This window comes from Chryseobacterium bernardetii, assembly GCF_003815975.1.
GTDB lineage: Bacteria > Bacteroidota > Bacteroidia > Flavobacteriales > Weeksellaceae > Chryseobacterium > Chryseobacterium bernardetii.
In genome coordinates this window covers 2,224,853-2,238,096 of the sequence record NZ_CP033932.1, presented here as the reverse complement: position 1 = coordinate 2,238,096, position 13,244 = coordinate 2,224,853, and the positions used below count along the sequence as shown (strand labels likewise).

At 36.5% G+C, this 13,244-nt stretch carries 13 protein-coding genes; 7 read left to right on the top strand and 6 right to left on the bottom strand.

The window, feature by feature from the left end:
• Positions 1-98 precede the first annotated feature (98 nt).
• Both EG339_RS10300 and recR read right to left on the bottom strand, forming a co-directional pair.
• Positions 99-938 (bottom strand): glycosyltransferase family 2 protein, encoded by an 840-nt coding sequence (locus EG339_RS10300; RefSeq protein ID WP_123872654.1) that lies wholly within the window; start codon positions 936-938, stop codon positions 99-101.
• On the bottom strand, positions 934-1,545 hold the full coding sequence (gene recR / locus EG339_RS10295; protein WP_123870109.1) for a recombination mediator RecR: 612 nt from the start codon (positions 1,543-1,545) through the stop codon (positions 934-936). The genes EG339_RS10300 and recR overlap by 5 nt, the downstream gene beginning before the upstream one ends.
• A 378-nt stretch (positions 1,546-1,923) precedes the next feature.
• Here recR and EG339_RS10290 point away from each other — a divergent pair, with 378 nt between their 5' ends.
• The 5 genes from EG339_RS10290 (at position 1,924) to EG339_RS10270 (ending at position 7,585) form a co-directional block, all read left to right on the top strand.
• Complete coding sequence (locus tag EG339_RS10290) at positions 1,924-2,529, top strand: LURP-one-related/scramblase family protein (RefSeq protein ID WP_045493695.1); 606 nt, start codon at positions 1,924-1,926, stop codon at positions 2,527-2,529.
• Positions 2,530-2,548: 19 nt separating this feature from the next.
• Entirely contained in the window at positions 2,549-3,040 is a 492-nt protein-coding gene (locus tag EG339_RS10285) for a hypothetical protein (protein WP_123870108.1), read from the top strand.
• Positions 3,041-3,161: 121 nt separating this feature from the next.
• Entirely contained in the window at positions 3,162-4,604 is a 1,443-nt protein-coding gene (locus tag EG339_RS10280; RefSeq protein ID WP_123870107.1) for an aminoacyl-histidine dipeptidase, read from the top strand.
• A gap of 128 nt (positions 4,605-4,732) precedes the next feature.
• The gene (locus EG339_RS10275; RefSeq protein ID WP_123870106.1) at positions 4,733-5,314 is read left to right on the top strand and encodes an LOG family protein; all 582 of its coding nucleotides are present in this window, start codon (positions 4,733-4,735) and stop codon (positions 5,312-5,314) included.
• Positions 5,315-5,434: 120 nt separating this feature from the next.
• Positions 5,435-7,585: a prolyl oligopeptidase family serine peptidase gene (locus EG339_RS10270; protein ID WP_123870105.1), complete on the top strand. Its 2,151-nt coding sequence runs from the start codon at positions 5,435-5,437 to the stop codon at positions 7,583-7,585.
• A 73-nt stretch (positions 7,586-7,658) separates the two neighbouring features.
• Here the strand turns inward: EG339_RS10270 and EG339_RS10265 are convergent, their stop codons facing one another.
• Positions 7,659-7,988: a 2Fe-2S iron-sulfur cluster-binding family protein gene (locus EG339_RS10265; protein WP_123870104.1), complete on the bottom strand. Its 330-nt coding sequence runs from the start codon at positions 7,986-7,988 to the stop codon at positions 7,659-7,661.
• A gap of 12 nt (positions 7,989-8,000) precedes the next feature.
• Entirely contained in the window at positions 8,001-9,056 is a 1,056-nt protein-coding gene (locus tag EG339_RS10260; RefSeq protein WP_123870103.1) for an NAD(P)/FAD-dependent oxidoreductase, read from the bottom strand.
• 151 nt (positions 9,057-9,207) lie between these two features.
• Here EG339_RS10260 and EG339_RS10255 point away from each other — a divergent pair, with 151 nt between their 5' ends.
• Entirely contained in the window at positions 9,208-9,978 is a 771-nt protein-coding gene (locus EG339_RS10255; RefSeq protein WP_123870102.1) for a DUF3108 domain-containing protein, read from the top strand.
• 279 nt (positions 9,979-10,257) lie between these two features.
• On the opposite strand, the gene pheS is transcribed toward EG339_RS10255, so the two are convergent.
• Together pheS and EG339_RS10245 are read right to left on the bottom strand one after the other, a co-directional pair.
• Complete coding sequence (gene pheS / locus EG339_RS10250) at positions 10,258-11,268, bottom strand: phenylalanine--tRNA ligase subunit alpha (RefSeq protein ID WP_123870101.1); 1,011 nt, start codon at positions 11,266-11,268, stop codon at positions 10,258-10,260.
• Between the two features lie 127 nt (positions 11,269-11,395).
• On the bottom strand, positions 11,396-12,055 hold the full coding sequence (locus tag EG339_RS10245) for a YceI family protein (RefSeq protein ID WP_123870100.1): 660 nt from the start codon (positions 12,053-12,055) through the stop codon (positions 11,396-11,398).
• Positions 12,056-12,130: 75 nt separating this feature from the next.
• Here EG339_RS10245 and EG339_RS10240 point away from each other — a divergent pair, with 75 nt between their 5' ends.
• Complete coding sequence (locus tag EG339_RS10240) at positions 12,131-13,066, top strand: sulfate/molybdate ABC transporter ATP-binding protein (protein WP_123870099.1); 936 nt, start codon at positions 12,131-12,133, stop codon at positions 13,064-13,066.
• The last annotated feature ends 178 nt before the right edge of the window (positions 13,067-13,244 follow it).

Below are 13,244 nucleotides of genomic sequence, written 5' to 3'. Positions count from 1 at the left end.
ATATATAAAAAGCAACTCAATCTGAGTTGCTTTTTTATTTCTTATGTTTTTACATTTAAAGAAGTATTTCAACTATCTGCATCCTTCAAGCTTCCACTTTACTTCAGCTTAATTTTTTCAATCTGATGACGAAGCTTCAGTCCTGCTTTTAAGAAAGAATACTGCATAGGTTTTGATTCTTTATAGTACTTATCAATAAAGATCTGCATAGCACCATAAAAGCGCTGCAGATACACCTCATTCTTTACCGTGCTTTCTCCTTTGTGATGAAGCAGCGAAGCCTTCCCATAATAGTAATTTTTATAACCGTTTTTTATTAAAGTATAACAAAGGTCAATATCTTCACCATACATAAAGTATGCTTCATCCAACCCCCCAACCTTTTCATATACTTCTTTTTTTACCAATAAAAAAGCCCCTGTTATTACTTCCACTTCCGCCACTGCATTTTCATCAACATCATTCCTGTAATAAGATTTGGAATTATTTTTTTTAAAGTTGGTGAACAGCTTTTCAAAGGAATTAAACATATCCGGAACTGAACGTTTGCTTTCCGGCAGGAAGTTTCCTTCCGCATCATGCATCCGTATTCCAAGACATCCGAAATCCGGCTGGCTGTCTGAAAAATCTAAAAGTTCTTTCATATAAAAGCCTTCAAATTCTGTATCAGGATTTAAAAGGAGTATATATTCTCCTTTTGCAAAGTGTATTGCCTGATTATTAGCCTTTGAGAAGCCACCGTTTGTTTCTGAAGGAATAAAATGTACTTCGGGAAATTCTGAGATAAGATTCCGCCATGAACCGTCTGTAGAAGCATTATCTATCACAATTACCTCATATTCCACCTCTTTTACATATTGCTGAATAGATAGAAGGCAGTTCCTGAGTAATTGAGTAACGTTGTAATTGACAATAATAACAGACAGCTTCATATTAATCCTTTTCGTTGTAGGGTAATCTGTTGATAATAGATCTTCCAAGTGAAATTTCATCTGCATATTCCAGCTCATCTCCTACTGAAATTCCTCTTGCAATGCTTGAAAAATTCACATTGAAGTTTTTAAATTTTTTGTAAATATAATAGGCCGTGGTATCCCCTTCCATCGTGGCACTCAACGCGAAGATAAATTCCTTTACCTTACCTTCATTAAGTTTTCTTTCAATACTCGGAATATTCAGCTGGCTTGGTCCTACTCCTTCCATAGGTGAGATTTTCCCTCCCAGAATAAGATACTTTCCTCCATATTTTCCTGTATTTTCAATAGCAATCACATCCCGGACATCTTCAACAATGCAGATCAGCTCACTGCTCCTTTTCTCGTTGCTGCAGATCTCGCAGATGTCAAAATCAGAAAAATTATGACATTCTTTACAGTATTTTATTTCGTTGACAAGATTAATCAGGGAATTTCCAAGACTCACCGCTCTGGAATTGGGCTGCTTCAACAAATGCAATGCTAATCTCAAAGCTGTTTTTCTTCCTATTCCAGGCAGTCCTGAAATCTCATCAACTGCCTTTGCCAACACTTTACTCGGGTAATCCATAAGCACAAAAATAAGCAATATTTAAGGAAAATGATCTATCCTGAAGGGGAGTTTTTAGGTTTAAGAATCTGGGATATCGAATGACTGGTCAATTGTCAATCCGCTGCGCTTGTCCATTGGATATTTAAAGTTCAAGGCTGAATGTTATTGCAGTCTTAGCGATTCATATTTATAATTGACTACTCCCAATATTATTGCAATTCATGTCTATTATCTTTCATCTTTTATCTATCTTCTTAAATTTCATATCCACAACTCCTTCCAATACAATGTCTCATTATGATATTTTAAGTTCCAATTCAGCCATTATACGCTGTAACTATAAAAAAACAGTTATATTTGCGGCTTAAATTAAATATGAAAAAAATAAGCTAACACATGGTACTTAACAACTTAAATTACCCACTGGATTTCAAGTTTAAAATTTCGACACTAGCTAGTGACTTCAACATTACTGACAAAAATGGAAATTATGTAGCATACGTACGTCAGAAAATGTTTAAACTGAAAGAAGACGTTATCGTTTTCAATGATGAAAGCAAATCAAAAGAACTTTTCAGAATCAGAGCCAATAAATGGATCGATTTCAATGCTTCTTATTCTTTAAATGATATTGTAGACAATAAAAACTATGGTAGACTGGCAAGAAAAGGAATGCGTTCTATCTGGAAAGCAAGCTACGATATCCTTGATGCTAAAGACCAGCCTAAATTCAAGGTACAGGAAGACAGCGCATGGGTAAGATTCTGGGACAGCTTTGTAGGTGAGCTTCCTATCATCGGAATGTTTACAGGATATTTTCTGAATCCTTCTTATACAGTGACTGGTATCGACGGAAAAGCATACTTTAAACTTAAAAAAATGCCTTCATTCTTCGGAAGAAGATTCCAACTAGACAGATTGATCGACATTGATGATGAGGAAGAAAGCTTAGTAATCCTTTCATTATTAATGATGACCCTTCTTGAAAGAGCAAGAGGCTAACATTTAAAACCACAAGCACATGAAATATTTAGTCATTTTATTTTCTGCATTTCTTTTAGTAGCCTGTAAAAAGGACAAAGAAACAGTTTCTGCAACCAATGGTGCTGATTCTTCAAGCATTGTTAAAGACTCTGCTACGGCAAGCATTCCTTCCGGAAAAATTCAGATTGAAACCATTTCATTTCCTGAAGAAATTAAAGAATGCTCATGCTATTTCGCAAGAAACAAAGCTGATTTTGAAGCCGAGAAATACATCTATGCAGATGATGCCGGAAAAACAGCGTATATGAAACTGGACGGTAAAAGGCTCGCTATGAACCTGATCTCTTCAAGTGATATGGAAGTAGATGAAGAACTGACCAAGGAAATAGAAAATGACGGCTATAAAATCTCTGTAAAAGGCAAAAAAATAAAGGGTGAAGAGGCTTTACTTTTTGAAGGTACCCTAACAATTGAAAAGCCGGATGGCAGTGTTATTACAACACCTATCTATGGAGAATGTGGATGCTAACAACAAAAAAGGAATAAACTCATTATAAAATGAGCTTATCATTCTTTTATACCCGATAAAAATGCTTCTGTATCCCACAGAAGCATTTTTTATTTTGTAAATTTGAGAAAAATAAATTTCAATGGAATTATCTAATATAGAACCGCAGATCATCTGGAAAAACTTCTCCAAATTAAATGCAGTTCCAAGACCATCTAAAAAAGAGGAAAAAGTAATTGCTTTCATCAAAGGATTTGGTGAAAATTTAGGGTTAGAAACTACTGTGGATGAAGTAGGAAACGTAATTATTAAAAAGCCTGCCACTGCAGGAATGGAAAACCGTAAATCTATTGTACTTCAGTCGCATTTGGATATGGTTTGCCAGAAAAATAATGATGTTAATTTTGATTTTGAGACAGAAGGGATCAAAATGGAAATTGATGGGGACTGGGTAAAGGCAAAAGGAACTACTCTGGGAGCTGATAACGGTTTAGGAGTAGCTACCATTATGTCTATCCTTGAAAGTTCAGATATTCCACACCCTGCACTGGAAGCATTATTCACCATTGATGAAGAAACAGGAATGACAGGTGCTATCGGGTTAAAGCCTGGACAGCTTACCGGGCAAATCCTATTAAATCTTGACACAGAAGAGGACGATGAAATTGACATAGGCTGTGCCGGAGGAGTAGACGTTACCATCACTCAAAACTATGCCACAGAAGCTCCGAAAGGACAGGTTGTAAGACTTGAAGTAAAAGGCTTGCAGGGAGGACACTCAGGAATGGATATCCACAAAGGTTTCGGAAATGCCAACATTATCCTGGGAAGGCTTCTTTATAAAGGATTGGAAAATCAAAATATAGAACTGATCTCTATTGATGGTGGCGGATTAAGAAATGCTATTCCGAGAGAAGCTGTTGCTATCATCTCTGTAAGAAATGCTCAGGAGTTCATCCAGGAAGCTACTGTTCTTAAAGCAGAAATTTTAGAAGAATTTGCATCTGTAGAGGCAGGTCTTCAGATCAATATTGAAAATTCTACGTCTTCCGATAAAGCGATTTCAGAAGCAGATTCTAAAAAAGTAATCCTTACTTTGAAAGCTCTTCATAATGGAGTGTACAGAATGAGTCCTGATGTAGCAGACCTTGTGGAAGCTTCCAACAACGTTGCTAGAGTTGAATTGAAAGGCGGAGAATTAAAGATTCTTAACCTTACAAGATCTTCAGTAGACTCTTCTAAATATTCTACGGCAGAACAATTAAAATCTGTAGCTGAGTTAGCTGGAATGAATGTAGTATTCAGTGGTTCATACCCAGGTTGGAAGCCAAGACCAGGATCTGAAATTGTACAGATTATGGAAAAGATCTACACAGAGAAGTTTAATGAAAAACCCCACGTTGTAGCTTGCCACGCAGGTTTAGAATGTGGTATCATTGGAGCGAACTATCCTGAAATGGAAATGGTAAGTTTCGGACCTACCATCAGAGGAGCACACTCTCCTGACGAGAAGGCAAATATTCCTTCTGCTCAGAAGTTCTGGAGCTTCCTGAAAGATATTTTAGCGAATATACCTCAGAAATAAAACATAAAATAATTATATTAAATATCCAAAGTCTTTTGATTTTGGATATTTTTAATTTTAAACTATTAAGATATTTCTTAAGCTCCTTAATCACTAAAATACCTTAATGGTTCCAAAAACATTTAAATATGAAAAGTATCACCGTATTCTGCGGCTCAAGTTTCGGCACGGATAAAATCTATGAAGAGCAGGCATTTTTGCTTGGCCAGACTTTAGCAAAACAAGAAATACAACTCATTTATGGTGGCTCTCAAACCGGTTTAATGGGAACAATAGCCAACGGAGCCTTAAGTGAAAACGGAAAAGTAACCGGAGTTCTCCCCCATTTTTTACAAGCCAAGGAGATTGCCCATAAAAACCTTACTGAGCTGGTTCTCGTAGAAACCATGCATGAAAGAAAAACCAAAATGAATGAGCTTTGTAATGGTGTCATCGTTCTTCCCGGTGGCTACGGAACATTGGAGGAGTTCTTTGAAATGATTACCTGGGCACAGCTTGGCCTTCATAAAAAGCCTATTGGAGTTTTAAATATTGATGGCTTTTATAATGACCTGATTAATTTAGTTGAAAACATGGTAAATAAAGGCTTTTTAAAGGCTGTAAATCGGAATATGCTTCTCATCAGTGACAATATAGATGATCTGCTTGAAAAAATGAGAAACTACCAGGCACCTACTGTGGGAAAATGGATTTCTAAAGATCAGGCCTAATCACAAAAAAAAACAGAATATTTTGAAACATTCTCTATTTTTAAAATTTGTTTTTATATCTGAAGTTTAAGTTTATTACATTTGTGAGAATACTTTCTCACGACTAAAAGAATTAAAACAATGAAAAATGGACTTCTGACAGGCTGTATATTATTAAGCCAAGTCATTTTTGCTCAGTATAATTATCCTAATACTCCTGAAAATCCTGCAACAGACGATTACTTTGGTACCAAAATCACAGATAATTACCAATGGCTGGAAAATCTGAGAAGTCCTGAAGTACAAACATGGTTTAAGGCACAGTCTGATTTCAGCCATAATCTTATCAATACAATTCCTAATCGTAATGCCCTGTATCAAAGAATGAAACAGGTCCAGGAACTTGGTGGAGATTCCTACGGCTATGCAAAACAAAGAGGAAACCTTTATTTCTATGCTAAAACCAAAAAAAATGAAAAGCTTTCCAAACTCTATACAAAAGACGTTTCTACGGGAAAGGAAACTCTGGTTTTTGATCCTGAAACCTATAAAAAGGATGGACAGATCACTGATTTCACAGTAGATTCCAGCGGTAACAAAATTGCCCTGTTATTTTCCAAATCCGGGAGTGAAATTTGTGAGCTTAGAATTTTAGATCTAAAAACTAAAAAATTCCTTAATGATACCTTGTCGCCCATCTGGAGCGAATTCAATTTTGAATTTACTCCGGATGGACAGTATATCACCTATACCAAGATGAGCACAGGAGATCCTAACAGCAATATGTTACTGAAAGAAATGAAGGCGATGCTTCATCAAATTGGGACCAGTCAGGATAAAGACGTAGTATTGGGATCACGTGAGGAATATCCCGAACTCAATATCTTAACAGAACAATTTCCTGAAGTGTCTTTTACAAGTGATTACCAAACCATGATCTTAAGAATTGGATCCACAAAAAGCGAAAACCCCGTTTTTTATGCTCCGATATCTTCTCTTAAAGATAAAAAAATCAAATGGAAGCAGATCATCAAACCATCGGACGAGATTGTACAGACATTCATCAGCGGAGATCAATTGTTTTTTCTTACTCATAAGAATGCCCCCAATTATAAAGTAGGGCTGACAAGTTTATCAAATCCTGATTTCGATCATGCTAAAGTTATTGTTCCTGAAAGCAGTTCTGTCATCACCTCTATCCACAGCTCTAAAAATTATCTATTCTATTCCTTAAGCAATGGGATTACCCAGGATAAATATCAGATAGATCGTAAAACACTCGCCATAAACAAAATTCCTCTGCCTGATGGAATCAATAATTCCATCGCTCTTAATGCCCGTGAAAATGATAATCTGCAATGCTATAACAGTAATTGGCTTACTCCCGGCACTTTTTACGATTACAACCCCGAAAGTGGTAAAGCTGTAAAAAGCAAATATTTTAACGGGAACAGCAACTATCCTGATTACAATGCACTGTATGAAGTAAAAGAAGTGGAAGTAAAAAGTCATGACGGAGCAATAGTCCCACTTTCTATTATTTATCCTAAAAACATGAAAATGGATGGCAGTACTCCAGCTTATATCACAGGATATGGCGGTTATGGAATATCTTACACCCCTCGTTTTTCCAATAGATTATCAGTATTGCTTGAACAAGGCGTAGTACTGGCAGTTGCCCATGTAAGAGGAGGAGGCGAAAAAGGTGACAAATGGCACAGAGACGGAATGAAAGCTAAAAAACCGAATACCTGGAAAGATTTCATCGCATGTTCCGAATATCTTGTGAATCAAAAGTATACTTCTCCCTCGAAGCTTATCGGCAATGGAGCAAGTATGGGAGGAGTCCTTATTGGGCGGGCCATTACTGAAAGACCTGATTTATATGGAGTTGCCATCGCCGAAGTAGGAATGACCAATATTCTCCGTTCTCAAAATTCAGCTAACGGCGATAATCAAATTCCTGAGGTTGGAAATATAAAAAATTCTGAAGATATTAAACATCTTATTGAAATGGATGCTCAAAGCAAGGTGAAAAAAGGTGTAAAATACCCAGCTGTTCTTGTGAGCACCGGAATGAATGATTCCAGAATTACTCCATGGGAACCTGCAAAATTTGCCGCTGTATTACAGAACAGTACCTCTTCCGGGAAACCTGTTTTATTATATGTCAATTATGAAAATGGACATTTTACAAGTGACCTGGATGTAGTCTTCAAAGAATATTCCGATATTTTCGCTTTTGCATTATGGCAGGTGGGACATCCAAAGTTTCAACCAGCTAAGAAATAAAAGTAAAAATTAATAAAACAAAACCCGTTCGAGCTTTTCGAACGGGTTTCTTATTAAGATTAAAAAATATTTTCTAAGGATAAGGAGCAATTTCCACTTCAAGCCCTTCCATTGAATCTGCAATATGCAGCTGGCATCCTAACCGGCTGTTGTCTTTCACGTGGAAAGCTTCAGCAAGCATCGCATCTTCTTCATCGCCCATTGGCTCCAGACCAGGATCATTGATTACGTATACCTGACATGAGGCACACATCGCCATTCCGCCGCATACACCAATAGTACCTTCTTCAGCTAATTCATATGAACGGATGATTTCCATTAAGTTCATGGACATATCCGTTGGAGCGATAACATCGTGGGTTACACCTTCTCTGTCGGTGATTTTAATATTAATATCTGACATAATTCTGCAAAATTAGTCAATTTTTTTCACAACAGCCTTCTCTGCTTCCTTACGGCTTCCGTCAAATCCGTCTACTCCACTTACCGTTGTATATTTTAATACGAATTTTTTACCTGGGTTCAATCTGTTATACACACTCTGGCACATTAAAGTAGCCTCGTGGAAACCACAAAGAATCAGCTTCAATTTTCCAGGATAGGTATTGATATCTCCGATAGCATAAATACCGTCAATATTAGTCTGATAATCAAGTGCATTGTTTACCACAATCGCGTTTTTCTCAATATTTAAGCCCCAGTTTCCGATCTCACCCAATTTTGGAGTCAATCCGAATAAAGGAATGAAATAATCTGTTTCAATTTCAAAAGCATCCTCGCCATCTTTCTGTACAGTAATGGCTTCTACTTTCCCTTCTCCTCTGATACCGGTAACTTCTGCAGGCGTAATTAGTTTAATTTTTCCCTCATTTTTCAGATCCTGAACTTTTTCTACAGAATCCAAAGCTCCTCTGAACTCATTTCTTCTGTGGATCAAAGTTACTTCACTGGCTACGTTAGAAAGGAAAATACTCCAGTCAAGAGCTGAATCTCCACCTCCGGCAATAACTACTCTTTTATTTCTGAAGTGCTCAGGTTCTTTAACAAAATATTCCAACCCTTTTTCTTCATAATCTGCTACATTCTCGAAAGTCGGTTTTCTAGGTTCAAAAGTTCCCAATCCACCCGCAATAGCAATTGCCTTACATCTGTGAACAGTTCCTTTGTTGGTTACCACTTCAAACCATTCATCATCAACCTTTGTATAAGAAACAGCGGTTTCACCTAAAGTAAAACCAGGCTGGAACTGCTTGATCTGTTCCATCAAATTATCTATCAATTCTCCAGCATTCACTGAAGGATATCCAGGAATATCAAAAATAGGTTTCTTAGGATAAAGTTCAGCCAATTGCCCTCCTGGTTGTGGAAGTGCATCAATAATATGGCACTTCATTTTTAAAAGACCAGCTTCAAAAACTGCAAAAAGCCCTGTAGGCCCTGCACCTATGATCAATATATCAGTGGTTATCATAATTTAAGATAATTTAATTATACATGTAGCTGCAAATTTACTAATTTTAATGCGAAGCATATTTAATTGATTCTAGATAAAAAGCTGAGATTTATCAAATATTCATTATTTAAGATATTAAATTTGGCAGTGTTTTTGTAAATGTCATATTATGAAGAAAATTTTAAATTTTTTTGCAGTATTTATATTCTTTTTAGGGTCTGCCCAGATAGACAATATCGCAGACGGCGAATCCATCACACTTAGAATCCATTATGGGTTCTTAAATGCCGGAACCGCCAACTTAACTACTAAGAAGACCACCTACAAAGGTGCCCCCCACCTGTATGTAAAAGGTACAGGACAAACCACAGGTGCTGTAAAGGCTTTCTTCAAAGTAGAAGATCTCTATGAAAGCTTTATTGACAGTGCCAGCGGATTACCGAGCTATTACGTAAGAAATGTACGGGAAGGAGGCTATCGCCAGCATTTTGAGACAGCCTTTAATCACGATAATAACACTCTGATTTTAACTGATAAGAAGACGCCAGCTAATGGTTCCAAAGTCATCAAGTCTGTAAAAGGGGTTCAGGACATGCTTTCATGTTTCTACTATTTAAGGAGTAAAAGTCCTGAGGAACTGAAGGTAGGAACTGTTATCAATATGAATGTATGGATTGATGATGAAATGTTCCCTTTTCAGCTTAGAGTTACAGGCACTGAAAATTTAAAAACAAAATTCGGTACTATTAATTGTTTAAAAATTATTCCGTCTGTAAAAAGCGGCAGAGTATTCAAGGAAAAAGAAGGGGTAACAATGTGGGTTTCTAACGATGCTAACCATATTCCTATGCTTTTAAAAGCTGAGTTGGCCGTAGGTTCTCTGAAGGCTAGTATTGACGATTATAAGAACGTGAAATACCCTTTAAAGTTTACCAAGTAAGCCTATAACCATTTTTTAATGTATCATGCCTGTAATTTTTTACAGGCATTTTTATTTTGAATGTAACAGATCCCGGATACGGATTGTCTTAATTATATAGGCAGACAAAGAGCTGCAGCATGTCAATACTTCTTTGAGATACTTAGTGGATCCGAACTGGAGTATGAGCATAAGAAACAGACACGTGTAAATTTTTCAATAAGATCAGTTTTTAATTACGTTTTGTTTCTTAGGTCAGTAATTAAAAACAAAAACCTCCGGAGCTCCGGAGGTTTATTTTTATAGTGTCTTGAATTGTTCCAAGGTTCTAATATCATTTTCGAAGAACATTCTGATATCACTCATTTGGTAAAGAAGCATTGTAATTCTTTCAATACCCATTCCGAATGCATATCCTGAATATTTCTCAGAATCAATATTCACATTTTTCAGCACGGCAGGATCTACCATTCCACAACCCATGATTTCTAACCAGCCTGTTCCTTTTGTAATTCTGTAGTCAGTTTCAGAGTTTAATCCCCAATATACATCAATCTCAGCGCTTGGCTCAGTGAACGGGAAATAAGAAGGTCTCATTCTGATCTTAGATTTTCCAAAAAGTTCAGTGGTAAAGAACTGGATCGTTTGCTTTAAATCTGCAAAGCTTACGTTCTCGTCAATATATAATCCCTCAATCTGGTGGAAGATACAGTGAGAACGTGAAGAGATAGCTTCATTTCTGAATACTCTTCCCGGAGATAAAATTCTGATTGGAGGCTGGTTTTCTTCCATATAACGGGTTTGTACAGAAGAAGTATGCGTTCTCAAAAGAATATCCGGATTTTGCTCAATAAAGAAAGTATCCTGCATATCTCTTGCCGGGTGATATTCCGGAAGGTTCAATGCGGTGAAGTTATGCCAGTCATCTTCAATCTCTGGACCATCTGCTACAGCAAATCCAATTGATTTAAAGATTTCAATAATTCTGTTTTTAACCAGGTTGATAGGATGTCTTGATCCCAGTTCCAATGGAAACGCAGGTCTAGTAAGATCTTCTTTTTCTACTACAACAGAAGCTGCGGAAGCACTTTTCAAGTCTTCCAATTTCACGGCAACTGCTTGCTTCAAAGTATTGATCTTCTGCCCGAATTCTTTCTTCTGGTCGTTAGGAACTTCTTTAAATTTTTCAAAAAAATCATTCAGAACTCCTTTTTTACCGTTGTACTTGATACGGAAGTTTTCTATCTCTTCCTTAGAGGTAGCATTGAAGCCGTTTACTTCGATCAGTAGTTCTTCTATCTTTTCTATCATTATTTTACCCTTTCAAAATGTTTTGCAAAAATACGACTTTTAAGTTGAATAATAAGTCCATCATAAAAAAATCTGCCTCTTTTTCGGGAGGCAGACTTCAATCACTTATTTCACTTAAATAAAAAAATTATTTCTTTTCTAAAGCTTTAACGTTGATCTGAAGAGTTACCTCGTCTTTAATCACTCCGTTTTCAGCAGGAGCCTGGAACTTCACGCCAAACTCTTCTCTTTTGATATCCTTAGGCTCAGTAGCTACACTCACTTCTCCGTCTTTCACAGAAACATTGGCTTTAAACTGAACTGGTTTTGTAATTCCTTTGATCGTTAAATTACCATCCAAAAGAGTATTATAATCACCTTCTGTAGCAGGAGTAACTTTTGTAATTTCATAAGAAGCTGTCGGGAATTTTTCTACTTCGAAGAAATCACCACTCTTAAGATGACCGTTTAATTTACCCATATCTTCCGGACTGTCTTTCAAGTCTACAGAGGTCAGGGAATTCATATCAGCAACAAATTTACCGCTTTCCAGTTTTCCGTCCTTCACCGTTACATCTCCGCTTTCAAACCTGATAGTTCCGAAATGGCTTGTATTTTCAGATTTAAATACTTTGTATCCTTTCCATTCAACCTTACTGTTTAGCGTATCCAAAGTATACTGGTTACCATCCTTGGTTGTAGTCACCTCATTACTTTCACTGGTAAGCGGTTTGTCTTTTTTGCAAGAAACCATTACGGCAGCAATAAATAAAGCAGGAATAGCTAACGAAAACAGTTTTTTTCTCATTTTTGATATATTTTTATTACTCCTGCTAATATAATAAAAAAAATTATTTTTTCATAAAAACCTTACATTTGTAATATGCTTTTAGAAATAAACAATTTATTCTTCTCTCATAATAAAGAAAAACCACTGTTTCAAAACCTCAACTTAAGATTTGAGGCCAATAAAATCATTGCCCTTGCAGGAGAAAGCGGTTGTGGGAAATCTACCCTTTTAAACCTTGTATATGGGCTCCTTGATTGGGAAAGTGGTGAGATCATTTTCAATGGTACCAAACTGTTGGGTCCCAAAGGAAATCTTGTTCCAGGAGAAGCTGAAATGAAGTTTGTAGCACAGAATTTTGATCTGATGCCTTATGCTACCGTTGCCGAAAATGTAGGAAAATTTATTTCGAATATCAATTTAACGAAGAAAAGAGAAACTGTTATCGAACTTCTTGAAGTAGTGGGCCTTCAGGAGTATGCTGATGTACTTCCTAAATATCTTAGTGGCGGACAGCAACAAAGAGTAGCCATTGCAAGAGCGCTTTCTGTAATGCCTAAACTGCTTATCCTTGATGAACCCTTCAGTAATCTTGACTTCCCAAGGAAAATTGAGCTCAGGGAAAGACTTTTCCGGTACGTAAAGGAACATCAGATCTCCCTTATAATTTCTACCCACGAACTTCAGGATATTATGCCATGGCTGGATCAGATTGTTATTCTTCAGAATGGAAGGCTTATTCAGAATGACAGCCCGGAAGAGACCTATAAGACCCCATATAATTCTTATGTTGCCAAGCTATTTGGTGAAGTGAATATCTTTAGCGAAACCGAAGCGGCAGATTTTCAGCTTTCGAAGTTCTTCTATTATCCAAAAGGGATAAAAATATCTGAAAATGGCCTTGAAGCTGAAGTTCTGGAAAGCAGATTCGCAGGAAATTACTATTGGAATAAGATTAAAGCAAGAAATAAGGAATTAGTGATGTATACTGATGATAAACTCCATAATTCTGTTAGTATTTCATTTATTTAAGCTGAAGGATATCAACTTCCATTCTTGAAATTGTGGTTTTTTCAGAGTTCAAAGCCTTACTGTTATCTGAAACTGTATAACTCATAGATTTCCTTATACTTATCAACAAAAAAAATACAAACATAAGAATCTGTTATTAAACTTTTTCTTACATTTGTATTCCCACAGCATAAGGAAA